Annotated in this window: 17 protein-coding genes and 1 tRNA gene; 6 read left to right on the top strand and 12 right to left on the bottom strand. The window is 38.1% G+C overall.

Features of this window, described 5'->3' with window-relative positions:
- The first annotated feature begins 155 nt into the window (after positions 1–155).
- Positions 156–623 (top strand): GNAT family N-acetyltransferase, encoded by a 468-nt coding sequence (locus BV60_RS0117725; protein WP_029323890.1) that lies wholly within the window; start codon positions 156–158, stop codon positions 621–623.
- 5 nt (positions 624–628) lie between these two features.
- Here BV60_RS0117725 and BV60_RS0117720 read toward each other — a convergent pair whose 3' ends face one another.
- From BV60_RS0117720 to BV60_RS0117700, 5 genes are all read right to left on the bottom strand, one after another.
- Positions 629–1,429 (bottom strand): ABC transporter permease, encoded by an 801-nt coding sequence (locus BV60_RS0117720; protein ID WP_081846741.1) that lies wholly within the window; start codon positions 1,427–1,429, stop codon positions 629–631.
- A 67-nt stretch (positions 1,430–1,496) separates the two neighbouring features.
- Positions 1,497–2,288: an ABC transporter permease gene (locus BV60_RS0117715; protein WP_029323885.1), complete on the bottom strand. Its 792-nt coding sequence runs from the start codon at positions 2,286–2,288 to the stop codon at positions 1,497–1,499.
- Complete coding sequence (locus tag BV60_RS0117710) at positions 2,285–3,250, bottom strand: ABC transporter ATP-binding protein (RefSeq protein WP_029323883.1); 966 nt, start codon at positions 3,248–3,250, stop codon at positions 2,285–2,287. The genes BV60_RS0117715 and BV60_RS0117710 overlap by 4 nt, the downstream gene beginning before the upstream one ends.
- Positions 3,251–3,252: 2 nt before the next feature.
- On the bottom strand, positions 3,253–5,580 hold the full coding sequence (locus BV60_RS0117705; RefSeq protein ID WP_029323881.1) for a hypothetical protein: 2,328 nt from the start codon (positions 5,578–5,580) through the stop codon (positions 3,253–3,255).
- A gap of 217 nt (positions 5,581–5,797) precedes the next feature.
- Positions 5,798–7,396 (bottom strand): transposase, encoded by a 1,599-nt coding sequence (locus BV60_RS0117700; RefSeq protein ID WP_029318998.1) that lies wholly within the window; start codon positions 7,394–7,396, stop codon positions 5,798–5,800.
- A gap of 595 nt (positions 7,397–7,991) precedes the next feature.
- On the opposite strand from BV60_RS0117700, the gene BV60_RS0117695 reads away from it, so the two are divergent.
- On the top strand, positions 7,992–8,621 hold the full coding sequence (locus BV60_RS0117695; RefSeq protein WP_029323879.1) for a lactate utilization protein: 630 nt from the start codon (positions 7,992–7,994) through the stop codon (positions 8,619–8,621).
- A gap of 133 nt (positions 8,622–8,754) precedes the next feature.
- Here BV60_RS0117695 and BV60_RS0117690 read toward each other — a convergent pair whose 3' ends face one another.
- Both BV60_RS0117690 and nudC read right to left on the bottom strand, forming a co-directional pair.
- Positions 8,755–9,228: a hypothetical protein gene (locus tag BV60_RS0117690; protein ID WP_051656835.1), complete on the bottom strand. Its 474-nt coding sequence runs from the start codon at positions 9,226–9,228 to the stop codon at positions 8,755–8,757.
- A 24-nt stretch (positions 9,229–9,252) separates the two neighbouring features.
- Positions 9,253–10,122, bottom strand: a complete 870-nt coding sequence (gene nudC, locus BV60_RS0117685) for an NAD(+) diphosphatase (RefSeq protein WP_029323875.1) — start codon at positions 10,120–10,122, stop codon at positions 9,253–9,255.
- Positions 10,123–10,224: 102 nt separating this feature from the next.
- Here nudC and BV60_RS0117680 point away from each other — a divergent pair, with 102 nt between their 5' ends.
- The gene (locus BV60_RS0117680) at positions 10,225–10,617 is read left to right on the top strand and encodes a pyridoxamine 5'-phosphate oxidase family protein (protein WP_029323873.1); all 393 of its coding nucleotides are present in this window, start codon (positions 10,225–10,227) and stop codon (positions 10,615–10,617) included.
- A 46-nt stretch (positions 10,618–10,663) separates the two neighbouring features.
- Here the strand turns inward: BV60_RS0117680 and BV60_RS0117675 are convergent, their stop codons facing one another.
- Both BV60_RS0117675 and BV60_RS0117670 read right to left on the bottom strand, forming a co-directional pair.
- Complete coding sequence (locus BV60_RS0117675; protein ID WP_029323871.1) at positions 10,664–11,938, bottom strand: class I SAM-dependent rRNA methyltransferase; 1,275 nt, start codon at positions 11,936–11,938, stop codon at positions 10,664–10,666.
- A gap of 17 nt (positions 11,939–11,955) precedes the next feature.
- Positions 11,956–12,651, bottom strand: coding sequence for an alpha/beta hydrolase (locus BV60_RS0117670; RefSeq protein WP_029323870.1), 696 nt, complete (start codon positions 12,649–12,651; stop codon positions 11,956–11,958).
- A gap of 101 nt (positions 12,652–12,752) precedes the next feature.
- On the opposite strand from BV60_RS0117670, the gene BV60_RS0117665 reads away from it, so the two are divergent.
- Positions 12,753–12,826, top strand: a tRNA-Pro gene (locus BV60_RS0117665).
- A 144-nt stretch (positions 12,827–12,970) separates the two neighbouring features.
- On the opposite strand, the gene BV60_RS22320 is transcribed toward BV60_RS0117665, so the two are convergent.
- The 3 genes from BV60_RS22320 to BV60_RS0117650 are packed head-to-tail and all read right to left on the bottom strand — an operon-like array spanning position 12,971 to position 14,545.
- The gene (locus BV60_RS22320) at positions 12,971–14,176 is read right to left on the bottom strand and encodes a tyrosine-type recombinase/integrase (protein ID WP_051656834.1); all 1,206 of its coding nucleotides are present in this window, start codon (positions 14,174–14,176) and stop codon (positions 12,971–12,973) included.
- 5 nt (positions 14,177–14,181) lie between these two features.
- A complete protein-coding gene (locus BV60_RS0117655; RefSeq protein WP_051656833.1) occupies positions 14,182–14,394 on the bottom strand; it encodes a helix-turn-helix domain-containing protein in 213 nt (70 codons plus the stop codon).
- Positions 14,363–14,545 (bottom strand): hypothetical protein, encoded by a 183-nt coding sequence (locus tag BV60_RS0117650; RefSeq protein WP_029323864.1) that lies wholly within the window; start codon positions 14,543–14,545, stop codon positions 14,363–14,365. Before BV60_RS0117650 ends, BV60_RS0117655 begins: the two co-directional genes overlap by 32 nt.
- Positions 14,546–14,843: 298 nt before the next feature.
- Here BV60_RS0117650 and BV60_RS0117645 point away from each other — a divergent pair, with 298 nt between their 5' ends.
- Positions 14,844–15,491, top strand: coding sequence for a helix-turn-helix domain-containing protein (locus tag BV60_RS0117645; RefSeq protein WP_051200968.1), 648 nt, complete (start codon positions 14,844–14,846; stop codon positions 15,489–15,491).
- A gap of 73 nt (positions 15,492–15,564) precedes the next feature.
- On the top strand, positions 15,565–17,049 hold the full coding sequence (locus BV60_RS0117640) for an RNA-binding domain-containing protein (RefSeq protein WP_029323861.1): 1,485 nt from the start codon (positions 15,565–15,567) through the stop codon (positions 17,047–17,049).
- Positions 17,050–17,102: the final 53 nt, after the last annotated feature.

Below are 17,102 nucleotides of genomic sequence, written 5' to 3'. Positions count from 1 at the left end.
AGAACCCGACACGCCTCTCAATATGATGCGGAACACGTCGGGTCATTTTTTAGGTATGAAAATATGGCAATAACAAAATTTTTTTATTGCCAGGACATTTTCTGCTCTATATTGTTCAAAAATTGACATATACAACTTTAGAGGATACTAATGAAATGAGTGTGAAACTGAAAAAAGCAAAAAAAGAAGACATGCACATTCTTTGGAAAATGCAAGTGGCTGCATTTCAAGGTCTTTTGGATAAATACCATGATTATGACATGAGTCCGGCCGCTGAAAGCTATGAAAGAATCCTTCAGAAGTACGATTTTGAAGGAACTGCATACTATTTTATTATAGCTGACGGAGTTCATGTTGGCGGAATCAAAATCGTTGACAAAAAAGACGGTAGCAGAAAACGCATTTCTCCTATATGGATCATGCCCGAGTATCGCAGCAAGGGATATGCTCAGCAAGCAATTATTGCAGCCGAACAGATTTACGGCAGCGATAACTGGGCACTTGACACTATCCTTCAGGAACCGGGTAATATCCATCTCTATGAGAAACTTGGCTATAAACGAACCGGAAAAACAGATAAGATAAGTGCCATTATGGATATTATTTACTTTGAAAAGAATTAGTATTATCAGCTTCCTGTTGATCTGTAATGTCTTAATGCCAGATGAAACAAAATAGTCATAATCCCAAATACTATTGCCCCTGAAAGGGGTGTAACCAGTGCTGCCCACCAGGGCCATCCGTAAAGAGTTTTACCAAGAATCCATGAAGCAGGTACATGAAGAGTAAGTGCAAAAGGAGCCACAATAGTGAACAATGCCCGCAGCGGTAACGGATATACATCAATCGGATATTGACATGCACTTCTTCCACCGTAGGTAATCGCATTTACGAGTTCTACTGATTTTACACTAAATATGCAAAAAATAGCCTCTATCATAAAAAGTCCCAGTATAAGAAGACAACTCATAGCAATAGACTCTATGAGAACAAATACCTTAAGAGGGCTCCATACTATCCCGGAAAGACTACTACCCATAATAAGTGCCACTATTCCAACAGCAATACATGTTATCCTTCTTGGGTCTGTTCCGGAGCACATAATCTGAGTGAGCACTCCTCTTGGTCTTACAAGGAAAGTATCAAGACGTCCCGACCTTACCATAGACGGAAAATCTCCTGTTATTCCTCTTCCAAACATCTCTGTAAGATAAAAAGATACAGACATCATTCCAAAAAAGAAATAAAGATTGCCGCCGGACCAATCCTTTAGATTTTGAAATCTGTCAACAATAAGGATGACCGCCATCATCTCACCGCCCTCCATAACCAGCTGAGCAAGAGTCTGCATGAAAAACGAACTGGTATATTGCAGATGACTTCTAAGAAGCATCCCCATCGATTTAATATATAATCGTAGTGTATTCATTACCTTATTCCTTGTTTTTATAGTCCGATACTTATGGTGTCATTTTATATTACCCCAACCACTTCCTTTAGCCACCTTGTACGATCATTCGTTTCTTGTTTTGGTTCCACAAATATATTCCAAATGCTACAAGTAAGATTGTCCATGTACCCTGAATTGCATATACTGTGAGTACGCTTTTTAGTCCATAATCACCTGTGTATATCCTTATAGGCGCATCCAGTAGCTGAGCATATGGAAAAAGAGTTATAACCTTCTGCCAACTCTCCGGAAAAAGAGTAAGCGGAAGTATATTTCCTGAAAGTGTCATCATCAAAAGATTAAGTAGTCCCTGGATTCCCCTGGGATCCAAAGTAATCATGGTAAAAGCAACAGTTATATTTTCAAGGGCGCACACACATAAGAGACCAAGAATAAGTGCAGGAATTGCAGCAAGAAATGAAAAGATTGATGTAGGAGAACTCATGCCCCATCCCTTTGGAAGAAGAGATGCCAAAACGAACATAGGCACCGCACGCATAATACTTCCCATCATCTTTAATGCCATGATCCTGGCATAGTAAAAGCCATACATATTTACCGGGCGGCTCATATCATAAATGATATCTCCTGTCCTTATTTTGTCTAAAAGCTCTGAATCGGATGCCAGCATCATTCTGAAAAATCCCTGCTGAAGCCATACGTATGTTGCAACATTTTCAATCGGAACAGACTGTGGATTCCCTTCATAAAGTGCCCTGTAAAGCGCAACAAGAACAAGCCCAAAGAACATCTGACACAAAATTCCGCCAATCATGGCCCCCCGATATTGAAGCTCCATCCGAAGCCGCATTTTAAAAACAGAGACATAAGATTTCATAGGTCAAGCTCCTTGTACATAGCAGCAATCAGGTGATCTGTGTTCTCAGGCTGAAGTGTAATCTCTCTTATGTTACCTGCTTCCTGCAATACAGAAAGTAGCTTTGCAGTGGGAAATTTTGAAGGTTGATAGCTTAGCTCGAATCCATCTTCTGTTCTTTTACACATAATTCCTTCCGGAAGTTTAAGATCAGGTTCTTCGGATCCATATTTTACACTAACATTACGTACAGTATCGAAACGCTCAAGAAGATAAGAAAGCTTTCCATCAAATAGCTTTTGACCATGTCCAAGTACCATAACCCTTGAACACAGAGCAGCGATATCTTCCATATCATGAGTTGTAAGCATGATAGTCGTGCCATACTCCTTATTTTCCCACTTGAGAAAATCACGAAGAGCAAGCTTGCTCACAGCATCAAGTCCAATCGTAGGCTCATCAAGAAAAAGAAGCTTTGGTCTGTGAAGGAGTGATCCACAAAGCTCAGCCCTCATTCTCTGCCCAAGGCTCAGAAGGCGAAGCGGAGTTCTCATAAGAGGTTCAAGGTCAAGTGCCTTCGCCAGTTCACCACGCCTTGCTTCATAATCTCCCTGAGGAATCCTGTATATATCTTTCAAAAGGTTATAGCTGTCTATAATTGGAACATCCCACCAGAGCTGACTACGCTGGCCAAATACAACCCCGATATCCTTAACATGCTGTTTGCGTTCTTTCCACGGAACAATACCGCCAACCAGAACTTCTCCATCATCAGGTGTAAGGATTCCCGAAAGGATTTTGACAGTAGTTGATTTACCGGCTCCGTTTGGACCTATATAACCTACCAGCTCTCCTTCTTCAACTGAAAAGGATACTTCTTTAAGAGCATTTACAGTTTCCTTTTCTCTAAATAGTTTTCCTTTTTCTCTTTTCTTTTTGACTACAAAATTTTTCTTCAGATTTGTTACTTCGATATAACTCATAGTTACCTTACCTTTGAAAGCCTGTTTTTATTTCTCTTCTTGCAAAATTCACTTTTCAAATAACTTCCAATCAGTATTACAACCGCAATTAGTGATATCAAAGAAGATAACAGCCATAAAAGCTGCGGCTTATATTTTAACTTCACTTTACCCTTAACACCTGAAGGAACCAAGACTCTCACTTTACCATTTTCTGATGATCTGACAATAAGTTTGTCATCCCCAATAAGAGCTACATATCCCTGATAATATGCTCTTGGCATTACTACTTCCGCATCTGTGTCGGATGGATTAAAAACATCGCCTTCAATTGTTGTACCCTTTTGGTTTGTTATTTCAAAATATCCGCCGCTACTTTCAAGCTCACTGCAATCCACATTTTCCGAAATATCATTGGCATCAAAATCATGAGGCAGGTATTCCCCTGTATAAAGCGCGCTTACATCAAGATTTCTGTATGATTCCGAGTATTCGAACGGAACCATTTCATCTGTGTAATCATCCAGCACGTCTATCCCCTGCAGCATAAAAGCAGCTACTATAGCAGCCATAAAAATCTTTTTTATATTCTTATCCCTTATTATTTCCTCACATGTAACAGTAGCAATAACGGCGGCGGCTAAACTCGCTACAGCCAGGAACCTGTATGCAAATTGGAATTTGGTCAAAAATCCGTAAATGCTCTTCATGTGAAAGCTCATCCATTTATAAGGGAATAATGTTGATGACATCCATATTGCAATAACAAAAATCACTCCCGTCTTTTTCAGAATACTGTTTTTATAATTTACGTAATCTAAAACTGCAAGAGCTATTATAAATACAATCATTATAAGAGTTGCCACACCCAGGCTCATAGGCATGTCATTTAGCATCCCCACCGGATCTTCCCATACATCACCGATAATATTAAATCCATTGGAAAAAATCTGCGCAGAAAATGCCGCATAATCAGCAATTGTTGTTGCATTCGCCTTCGAATCGATATCATTCTGAAGCATTCCCGATAAAAAAGGAACAATAAAAGAAGCCGATATTAACGCTGTAGCAAGAATCGATTTTAAAACATTTAAAATAATATTTTTCTTGAAGAATTGTTTTGAATTAATAAGTGCAAATATCACGGAAAAAAACACTGCCATGATACTTCCCAGCAAATGAGAAGAAATAATCCCACTCATGCCGAGAGTTACATGAATCCATGAAAACCTTTCTTCTTTATCATTGCCTCTTATCATTTCAATAAGCCCAAGAGCCAGCAGAGGCGCAAATACATATGCCATTGCAGCACCAAGCGCTCCTCTTGTATATAGCGCTACAAGTCTCGGCAATGCCATAGTGTAAATTACCATTCCAACGATACCGCTGTTTGTTGTTTTTCCAATTTTTTTGAAAGAATAATATGAGATAAATACCGTAAAAATATTGATAAAAAACATAAAAAACATATAGGCAACTTCCATCCGAACTCCAATCAGATATAAAATTGCCGGAATATATAAGAAAGTATCCGGATAAAAAATCCCCACAGCATAGCCATAACCATTTGCATATTCAGGATAAACGTAAACCGGAAACTGTCCACTTCTAAGCCCTTCCGCTAGAGCGTAGACCCTGTAAAAGTGGAATCTCATATCATATCCTTTGAGAAGGCTTCCTGCGCAAAGCGGTATTGATGATAGCAAAGCTGTTACTACAACTGAGAAAATTACTAGCTTGTGCTTTCTGATCTCATCCCCTCTATACAAAAAGCAATAGTAGATTCCATCAATTAACCCGAACACAACAAGCATATAAAAAAGGGTAGGTAATACAGATTTAAGCGGCTGTCTTGAAACCATAATCTGATTCACACTTATATTTGCCGTATTTTCATCATCCATTATAAGTCGAATAACTATATCCGCTTCATCATAAACATATATATAAAATCTTGCGTTATTGTCCTTAGCAGATAAAAATACTGATTCTGACTTAATCCTTGAATTTTCCGCTTTATCATATGCTGATATGTTTGCCCCTATGGTAGAACCGATAGGTATATCAGTATCATAAGCTGTATCCACTTGATATAATCCCGGAAAAAGATGTATATCTCCCACTACCAATCTTCTGTTTGTACCGGTATCCTGTGCACCAAGAATATTTGCACCTTCAGAAACTCTGACACTTTCTCCGTTTTGATCTGATTCAGCAGCATAGCTGATTTCATCCGAAGCAATAATGATATTCTTATCATCATTATGTTTTATCAGAGTGCTGCAATAAAAAAATAATAAGACAATTTCTACAACGACCAGGCAAATGCCAAATTTAGAATTCTTCCCCAAATGATATTCCCCCTTGTGTATTTATTTTTTCAAAAAACAATACAACTACATAGGCATTCTAAATCCAAAATGTCTTAATTACAATATAATGATGTAGGTGCCAAAAGTCACATTTATACGTGACCTTGACATGTATTTTGAACATTGATAACTGAATAAAACTATGTTTGATGACAGATTTCCTTATTGAGGAGCATATTCATCCCCTTTATTACCGTCATTCCATAACCAATGCCCGGCATTTCGATTTACCTTTAATAAACCGCATCAGTTTGGCGAAATTTTGGGCACCAACTTTAAAGCCAAAGCGGTATTTTGTCTTTAGCTTTCCACGGACAGGCATTTTATCAACGCCATATTTATTTCTGAGGATTGACGGTGAAGTCTCTACACCGTTCCTGATTCTGCCGATTTTATTTCTGGTATCATCATCCAGAATCTCCAAAGATCCTAACAAACGTTTTCTGGAGTTTAAGGATATAACCATTGTGGCAGTCCGCTTCTTCAGCTTCGGATTGCATTCACATCGGTGCGGACAGTTTTCACATGTTTCTCTTGTGAAAGATACTCGTGCGCTGTTTGTCTGTTTTATGTAAGAAGTGCTCTTTGGAACATTTCCAGCAGGACATTTTGATACCGTACCTTCAGTTGTGATCTCAAATTCAGCAAGTATAGGATTTGGTTGTTTACCAATAAGGCCTGTTGAGAAAACTGCAATGCCTTTTTTAGCAGCCTGCATTTTTATCTCATGGCTGTCATAAGCTCCATCGGTTATAAGCGCTATAGCTTCAGGAGATTCTTCCTGGTTGTCGATGTATTCCTTGATGAATGATGCATCACTTCTGGTATTCACATCATACTGGTAGTCTGTGATAATGGATCCATTTTCACCAACAGTTTCTGTGAGATTGGCTACATATCCGCGGTGCTCTTTACCAGCCTTACTTCTGAAGGTTGCCTCCGGATCAGCTGGATTCTGAAGAATAGTGGCATTCATTTCACCTTTATCTTTCGGAATGATATGGCCATTGCCATCATCCTTGGTCTGTTCTGAGATTGCTCTTTCAAGCAGTTGATAGTCAGTGGTTTCTCCATGGGTATCCTTACATGTTGGAAGAAGTTTGACCGCATCATCGATTACTTTTTGAATCCGTTCTGACTGAGGGATATCCTTTTCGTAATATACGACACGATTCCTGTTGTTAGGATCCGCATAAGCTTCCAACCCTTTGATCTTGTCATTGTAACCGCCTCGTTTAAGGCTTGCTACAAGATTTGACAAGCAGGTATACAACAGTTCCAGACGTCCCATCTTCTTGATGTTAGACTCAATCATCATACTGTCCATACGTCTAATGTTAGGGTTTAAGTCCATGAACTTGCAGATATGATCAGAAAGCGAAACCATACACTCATGAACAAGGTCGATACCAGTCACAAGTTCATAAGCTGAGACTCTTTCACGGAAACGGCTGAAAGTCCTGTCACTGATTGGCTGCTTCTCAAAGCTGGTAGTATGAAGAGCATACTGATAACGGAAATCAAACTCCATGGTTTCGATCATCTCATCCTCAGAAATGCCATTGAACTCAGCAAGCATCATTGCGCCAACGATAACATTTATTGGAGCGTTTGGTCTTGAGTTGGTACTACTGCTGTATAATGGAGCAAACAGCATCTCATTGATGTTTACAAAGATCTCTTGCGAAAACTGATGAGCCCATGAACTTTCAAGCATCTTCTGTTTTCTTTCTGAGAGAAATGTAAGAGAATCAAAAAGAGACACTTGCTGATGATCATTTAAGATGAATGACATGGCTGAAACCTCGTTAAATACTGGATTTGATACTAATATTTTACCGCAGATCAGCACTAAAACATAGCTTTATTCAGTTATCAATGTGCATTTTTAGGGTGTTTCTATACTTTTGACACCCACATCATATAATAGTATTATATTATTTTATCTATTGTTTATATTGTTTCAAATATTTCTAATTTTAACATTTTATTACGTTATGGATTTTGTGTATAAAGAAATTGGCTGCGAAACATGACGCTTCTTTGCGCCTGTTTCGCAGCCAACCCATCTTAGGAATGATGTTTCACCAAATGATTATGTTTTAATGACATACACCAAAGTGTACGTGTGCCCCATTTTTTTGCCGTGCAAATATAGTATCTGTTCCCTCTTTTATTTTGATTACACGTCATTCCTCTGTATAGTTCCCTTACGATTTTCCATTATACATCGTTATTTACAAAAATCAATACCTTTTTATTATTTTTGTAACTATCAGAAATATTTGTGTAACAATTATATCTTGATGAAAATACCTGTTTTAGTAAATTTCGATATATTTTATAATAATATTTAATCGTACACGAATAATATCAGGAGGATTATGGCTATGAATGAAATGGTAACAAAGAGAAACGAACTTCTTTCAAAAAAAGTAATAAGTGGATTAGAGTCTCGAAACATGAGCGGGTATTACGCTGCTACAAAAGAAGATGCTTTAAAAATCGCTTTAGAGCTCATTCCAAAGGGAAGTTCCATCGCAATGGGCGGAGCAATGAGTGCTCACGAAATAGGTCTTGTTGATTCCTTAAAGACTTCAGATTATAACTTTATTGACCGTGATGCAGCAACAGACAAACGTGCTGCAATGCTTGCAGCTTATGATGCAGATTACTTTTTATCAAGTGCTAACGCCATGACTGAAGACGGCATTCTGATAAATATCGACGGTAACTCTAACAGAGTTTCTGCTATAGCACAGGGTCCTAAAAAAGTTTTATTTATAATCGGAATGAATAAGATCTGTCCTGATGTAGACAGTGCCATGAAAAGAGCAAGAAACGTCGCTGCTCCAATAAATGCTCAGCGTTTTGGACTTTCTACTCCATGTGCCAAAACAGGAAGCTGCATGGATTGTAAATCTCCTGACACAATTTGCTGCCAGTTTCTCATGACGAGATTTTCAAGACATGAAGGAAGAATACATGTAATTCTTGTAAATGACAATCTTGGTTTTTAAATCTTTCATACGTAAAAGCCCACCCTTTTTTCATATAAAGGCGGGCTTTTTTGTTGGACTGGCTTCCTATTTTTTTAAAGAACGGATCCTGCAAAACGCAGGATTATTGAAAGCATTTTCATTTAAATTAAAATCACACTAAATCATTTTTCTTCATTAGATGTTTTAGTATCATCGGCATAAAAATAAAAATAAGAATAAATGCTGCAACAAAGCAGATGATCAAAGAACTAAAAAACATAGGTAAAAACCGGATTTCTGCCATTCCTCCACTCTGTTTCATTGCCATATTATAAGCAAGTGCAACCATCGCCAGAGTTATTATGGGTGTATATATCAGGTCTGAAATCAATGTCTCAACTAATCTTGCTCCTATTTTCCCCCTCTCAAGCCTGAGCTTTCTGCAAACATCCCCTGAGATTTTCCCCACCGGAATAAAAAAACCTATTAGCAAGCTGATAACAGAACTGAGAATGAAACTGATTATAAACCCGAAAACAGTGAAGTGCCCTGATGTAAGTGTTCCTACAAGTGCCAGACAAAAACTCATAAGAATTCCCATCCTTATACCCATTTGTCTTCCGATCTTCCTCATTTTCTCTTCCATAGTTATCCCCCTTTGCTTCAATAATCAATGCAAAAACAACTCGGGATGCTCTTTAAAATGCATCATCATAGTAGCTGTAAGGCTTAGGTTTTTTGCTTCTTCACCTATTTCACTCCTATCAACCCATTCTGCTTTTGCAAGTTCATTTTCATCAATATGAATATCCCCTTTTCCATCAAGCTCACAGAAAAAACCAAGCAACAGGTTTGAGTCAAATCCCCAGGGTTGACTGGCAAAATATCTGATATTCTTAACCTGTAATCCTACTTCCTCAAATACTTCACGTCTTACGGTATCCTCTGCAGTTTCTCCGATTTCACAAAATCCCGCTATCAAAGCATTTCCCTTATAAGCTCTGCCGGCATATCTTGTCATCATTATCTTATTCTTGTCAGTCACTCCTACTATTACTGCAGGGCAAATCTTAGGGTATATAATATTGCCGCAGTTTGGGCATTTTAGTGCTCTTTCTTTATCATAAATGACTGTTTTAGTGCCACATCTACCGCAAAACCTGTTATCACGATACCAGACATACAAATGATATGCCGTCATCCCCGCAAAGCACAGATATCCCGGATCAGCACGTCTAAGAATCCTTATATCCTCATAATGATACTGCCTTTCGAAATCTAATTCATTTAAAAGCTCAGATATGTAAAAACCGTATTCTCTTTTAGGCAAAAAGAATTTTGTATCATCAATTTTGAAAAGATATATAAGATCCTCAGACTCAATTCCGGTCTCACAAAATTTAGGACACCTGAACTCACCATTATCTCCCAAAACGCACAAAAGCTCCCTGCCCCTGAATGAAAATATATAATCATCAGAGTTTGGAAGCTCGTTTTTAAATTCATTGTGAAAAACTTTCGGTAATATTTCCTGTATCATAATTTTATATTATACAGTACCCACCTTGTTTACAATGCTTGTTTTTATTAAAAATCGGATTTATAATATATTTTACACAATCTATTCTAAAGGAGGCATACAATGCAGGAAGTTTACGAATTTTTGAAAAAATGCGGTACCTATTATCTGGCTACAGTTGATGGAGACCAGCCAAGAGTTCGTCCTTTTGGAACGGTTGATATCTTTGAAGATAAGCTCTATATTCAGACCGGAAAAGTTAAGGACGTGTCCAAACAAATTCAGGCTAATCCCAAAGTAGAAATATGTGCCTTTATGGAAGGCAAATGGCTTCGTGTTGCCGGAGAACTTGTTCGTGATGACAGAATAGAAGCAAAAAAACATATGCTGGATGCATATCCTTCTCTTCAGGGTATGTACTCTGCAGAGGATGATAATACCGAAGTACTGTATCTCAAGAATGCAACAGCAACTTTTTCTTCATTTACAGAAGCACCAAAAACAATAACATTCTAATAATTTAGCTCCGCCGGTTTTAATAAAACCCGGTGGAGCTTGTTTTTTACATTTCCTCCGTAACCTGGAAAATATAGAATTTTAAATAATATGAAGCATCATTAGACCACAGGATAGGATGATCTGCTGCCTGTTGCCTGAATTCAACCTGCCTTAGCTGTTTATGCGCACTACGGGCCGCCTCTTTTATGGTTTTTGCAAAAAGCTCTTCATCCATAAAATGAGAACATGAGCAGGTTGCTAAAAGTCCACCATTTTTAACAAGCTTCATTCCTCTGATATTGATTTCTCTGTATCCGGTAACGGCCTTCTTTATTGATGCTCTTGACTTCGTAAATGCAGGCGGGTCAAGGATAACTACATCATATTGTTCTCCCTGTTTCTCCAAGTCAGGCAAAAGATCAAATACATCAGCACATTTAAACTTTATTATATCTTCAAGCCCATTCAATCGTGCATTTTCCTCTGCCTGAGCACAACCAAGATCTGATGCATCAACAGCCAGAACCGATTTTGCGCCTGCCTTGGCACAGTTAAGTCCGAATGACCCCGTATGTGTAAAGCAATCCAGAACCTTTTTTCCTTTGCACAATGACGCTATAGCTCTTCTGTTGTTCTTCTGGTCAAGGAAAAATCCAGTTTTCTGTCCATTCTCAACATCAACATAATACTTAACACCATTTTCCTCAATCAGTACTTTTGTATCAAAGGGCTCTCCGATAAAGCCTTTTATTCTCTGTAATCCCTCCTGTTCGCGAACCTTTGCATCGCTTCTCTCAAAAATGCCCCTTATTATGACATTGTCCTTAGCAAGTACCTCCCTGCATTTATCGAGAATCAAAGATTTCATACGATCAGTTCCAAGCGCCAAAGACTCAATAACAAGTACGTCCGAAAACTTATCTATAGTAATACCCGGTAAAAAATCAGCCTCACCAAATACCAGTCTGCAAGACAGCTTTGAAAGTACATCACTATCAGCCTCTTTTGTTTCAAAGCCTGTTCCGTATATGGAAGGGATCATTACTGCTTTTCTGTATTCCCACGCATTTCGTATTCTCTTTTCAATGAGCTCCTCATTTACAGGATTCTCTTTTCTACGTGACATCATTCGAACCCTGATCTTCGAATTTGTATTTATAAAACCATACCCCATAAAATACCCATCATGGTCGTGTACAGTGATAATATCACCATTTTCAAAATCACCATCCACTCTGTTTATCTCATTATCGAAAATCCAGGCTCCGCCTGCTTTGATAGTACGTCCTTCTCCTTTTTTCAGAATTACCTTTGCATCTGAAATTATTATTTGCTCCATAATATGCTCCTAAATCTTTAATTGCTCTGCACTTTATCAAGGCACCATAATACCCCTTTTGCACAGCGAATTTCAATATCCCTGAAATGATTTCCTTCATTCCATTCCAAAACAACGTTTTTACTATTATCCATCTCAAGAATATCTTTTTGTCTTCGTATACAGTCACCCACACTTTTCATAACTGCGTTACGGGTTTTCTCTTCCTTATCTCCGAGGCTCATATAGATATTTTTTGTAATAGCTTCATGATTACCTGCGTAATCAATCCACCCCGGAAACCATACTGAAGGTGATACTGCTGCCGCAGCCTCAAATATACCTTTCTGATAGACACTCCATAGTGTAAAAAGTCCTGCCAGTGAATACCCCGCCAAAATAAAATGACAGCCTTTACTTAATCCGTACGAAGAAATGATTTTTGGAATAAGATCATTTTCAAGAAATTCCAATGTTTCTTCAGCTCCGCTGCCAAACGGCTCATCCCCAAAAACAGGCTTAGCATTCCAGGGAGAAAGCTCCCTATTCCAATCATCGATTTTACAAAATACAAAAGCCAAAGATATATCCGACCGTTTCTTGATATACTTTATCTCTTCTAACAAGGAATCACTTTTTATTTCACCGATTAGCTGTATAATAACACATTCAGGATTACTTTCCACATACGAAACACACTCTTTGCTACCCACATTAAAACTTACCAGGTTCATTTTTCTCTACCTTTTCTATAAGCTATTGACAAAACACACATTTTCATTGTATCATACTTTGTGCTGCGAAAGTTTTATTACAACTTCCGCTTTACATATATCGAAGTGTGGCTCAGTTTGGTAGAGCGCTGCGTTCGGGACGCAGAGGTCGCAGGTTCAAATCCTGTCACTTCGACTCAGTATTTACAAGGGTTTGCAGATTTGCAAGTCCTTATTTTTTTGTCCGAATTCTACCATTTTTCTACCAAATCCCTTTTATTCTTAGATTTATTATTTCATCGCAGAATAAGCTCTCTATAAACCTTATTAAGTTGTCATGTTACTGGTTGGAATAATCCTTAAGAGGAATAATTCCAGTCATAGCCTGCGAGATCTCTCGCTTAGCTTCTTTGTCTTTAACCTTTGCGTAAATCCTTAATGTTGTATCAATGTCTTTATGGCCAACCCATTTCTGAATACTCTTAACATCCATACCCTGGTGAACAAGGATGGAAACACAGGAACTCCTAAGACCATGAAAGGTAATATTCTGTGGTAGCTCCGGCATCTTCTTAATAAGTTTGCCAAACAGTTTTGTAGGATAATCCGGATAAAAAAGCGACCCATCAACATGTTTGAAGATGTAGTCGCTTTCGTGGTATCCGTTACCGCATAGTATTCTGTTTTTATTTTCCTTCTCCTTAAGCCTTTTGAACATTTCCACCTGCTCATCTGTCAGAGGATATTCTCTGGCACTTGAAGCTGTCTTGGTAGCATTAACACGATTCACTTTCGTTCCTCGGGTTACTGTGTGATTAATGTTCATGGTTTTAGCCTTGAAGTCTATAGCAGACCACCTTAGCCCAAGCATTTCTTCTCTTCTCATTCCAAAGAATAAGGCCACATAGAATAGTTCATATAATTCATGATCCTTTATGTTGTTCAGAAAGAGCTGCGCTTCCTCGTAAGAAAAGAATTTGTCGTCAGTACTTTGTTCCTTGGTGTATTTGACTGCGAGATTCTTGTTGATCTCTACCTCTTTGACTGGATTGCACGGGATAATTCCATCCTTTACAGCCTGATCCATAATACTCCCAAATAACACTTTTGTATCCTTAACTGTTCGTGGTTGTGCATGATCTGTTTCAAACATATTGTCCAGGAAGTTCTCGACCATAAGCACATTTACATCTTTGATTTTAGTATCACCAAAATACTTCGTTATCCTGTTAACTCTATAAAAATAAGAAGAAAGGGTTGTATCTGAAACCTCTCTCTTCTTTTTCTCTAGAAAACAATCTGAATATTCTTTTAGCGATACATTTCTGTCAACAGCAATCGTGGCCCTTTTACTAAGAAGATTTTGTCTCATTTCCGAGGCCTTCTTAATGTTATCCGGCGTATCCTTCAAACCTGTAGAAATCCACTTTTTCTCACTTTTCTTGACTCCATCCTTCACAAAATACTGATGAGTAATTATATAAAGATAACCATTTTTCCCCTGAATGCCGGTTGCTCTTTTTCCGTTTTTCTTCGGTCTTGCCATACTTTTTAACTTGCCTCCTTAACAAATTTCCTATCGGGGTACATAAATTCCAAGAGGTAAAGCTTTGGAATTCTGTATTTTCCCGCTATCATCATGGATTTAATAGTTCCGTCCCTCAGATAGTCGTACACCTTGTTACGGCCTATCTTAAGAATGTTTTTGACATCATTGATGCTTAATACATCGTCATACTCTGCTAACAAATTCGTGTATTCCATGTCTGCTCCTTTCTTTGTTTTTCTTCATCTCGTTTACTATTTTCTTTACTGCTTCGTAAGGTGTTGGATCCTTAACTCCGCATACATCCCTGAAATCTAAAAGCTCTTCTTTTAATTTTCGATTTGCTCGTTGTCTGGCTCTGTTTCTCATTTTCCTCCTTTCTCAGAGCATAATTCCTCTGTTTTTTATTTTGTATCGGCAACATCTGAATCAGGAAATGCCGGGGATTTCGGCGACATCCGGGTTTTCCGGGAAACGCTTGGTTCTTTTTAACCACCCTTTGTTATTCTTTTATAGCTTATTATGATTTATATTATCTTAAGCTATTTTTATATTATCAATATTATTTTTATATGTCAATATTAGTATATGCTATATTTATTACAGATAATACATTTCTTTCACTGAATGTGATAGAATATAGTACATACAAGAAAGGAGCATGACCATGGGTGATAAAGAAAACTTATTTGGCGAACGTCTTAAGATGTTACGATCTATGCAGGGGAATAAATCTCAGAAGGATTTTGCTGCGGAACTAGGTATTCCCCAGCCCACATTGTCATCCTACGAAAGTGGCAAAATAAAACCGACTGTAGACGCTATCATCAATATTGCTGATAAGTGTGGAGTATCAATAGACTGGTTATGCGGTCGAGACGAAACATTCCACCTTGGAAGTCTAGGCGATGTTCTATCATGCTTCCTGGAGTTATATGAAACCAATGAGTTTTCCATAAAGACTTCTATACATGACCGTGTAGACCTGGAATCAAAAGATGCTACTGAGGATGAAGATCGCAACTGGATAGAATTGAAGATTTATCACAACGAAGTTTTCCATAATCCAGAGGCTACACTTAATCAGGATTTATGCTCAGCTATTGAAAAAGCATATAAGCTTACAAATGAGCTGCGTCACTTTGAACGTTCACAAGAAAGCTATGAGCGTGAGAAGCTATATTTTATTGATAATATGAGAAGTGTTCCTATTACCAAAATTGATCATTCTGATATACCGGAAGAAGAGCAGAGAAAGCGCATGCTGGAGCTTATGAAGGCAGAATGGGAAGCGATGGAGAATGGTGATAAATAACTTTTCTTGATTAGACATCAGTTTGTGCTTTTTTTGCACATACTGAAATTACATACCAATGGAGGTAATAGATTTGGCTTTACCTGTAAGTATACATAGCCTTCTCTCAGGTCGAGAGGTTGAATGGGCTCGAATAGAATTTAAAACAACATGGGATCCTGCCGCTTCCCTTAAGACAATCTGCGCTTTTGCCAACGATTTGGACAATTGGGGAGGCGGATATATTGTTTTAGGAGTCGCTGAAGAGAATGGTATTCCTGTAAGACCATTAGTTGGAGTTCCTTTGGATAAAGTTGATGAGTGGCAGAAGAGTATATTCAAAAAATGTAAGCTTATTAGCCCTGACTATATGCCAATAATCGCAAAAGAAGAATATGAAGATAAAACATTCATCATTATCTGGTGTCCGGGAGGATATGGCAGACCATATTCTTCCCCGAAGACTATGGACAAAAACAACCACGAAAAAATAAGCTATATACGAAAAGGTTCAATTACAGCGGAACCTTCACCCGACGAGCAGAAAGAATTATATACCTTATCTAACAGAACCCCTTACGATGATCAGGTTAATCATAGAGCAGAGTTGTCAGATCTTAATTTCACACTGATTAAATCCTATCTTCGTGAGATAGACAGTGATCTATATAGTCTGGCAGACAGCATGGATTTTACCGAATTATGCAAAAATATGCATCTCATCAGCGAATTACCGGAATATGTAAAGCCCAGAAATGTTGCTTTGATGTTTTTCAATTCTGAGCCTGACAAGTTCTTTCCATATGCTCAGATCGATGTTGTGCAGTTTCCTGAAGGCGAAGGCGGAGACAAAATCATTGAGCAGACCTTTAAAGGGCCATTGCATGAGCAATTACGTGCAGCTCTTCGATATATTCAAAATATGATAATTACAGAAAAAGTTATTAAGTATCCAGATCGTGCAGAAGCTGATCGTTTCTTCAATTATCCGTATGCAGCCATCGAAGAGGCTCTTGCAAATGCCGTATATCATAAAGCTTATGATGAACGTGAACCAATTGAAGTTCGTGTTACCCATGACAAGATTGAAATCATATCTCATCCAGGACCGGATAGATCGGTAACACTTCAAGGTTTAAAGGAATACAAAGTATACAGTAGACGATATCGTAATCGCCGTATTGGTGAATTTCTTAAGGATCTTCATCTAACTGAGGGTAGAAATACCGGATTCAAGAAGATATTAAAAGCACTTAGCGCAAATGGATCTCCATTACCTGAGTTCGAGACTGATGAAGCCCATGATTACTTTGTAACAAGACTCTTTATTCATGAGAAGTTTTATGATGAGGGTGAAGATGGGGGTAGTACTACCCCCAAACTACCCCCAAATAATATTCATGATTCAATCCTCAATATGATGCGTATGAATCCTCAAATTACCAAGAAGGAAATAGCAGCAAATCTTGGATTAACAGTTGATGGAACAAGATATCACATAAAGAAAATGACGGATTCTGGTATGGTTAAATATATTGGAACTAGCAGAAATGGATATTGGAATATTCCACCTAAATAACATATTGTAAATACAAAAACCGGCAAGCCTCATACACATGAGATGCCGGTCTT

It is taken from the genome of Butyrivibrio sp. AE3004, assembly GCF_000703165.1.
GTDB lineage: Bacteria > Bacillota > Clostridia > Lachnospirales > Lachnospiraceae > Butyrivibrio.
This window is presented reverse-complemented; position numbering and strand designations above follow the sequence as displayed.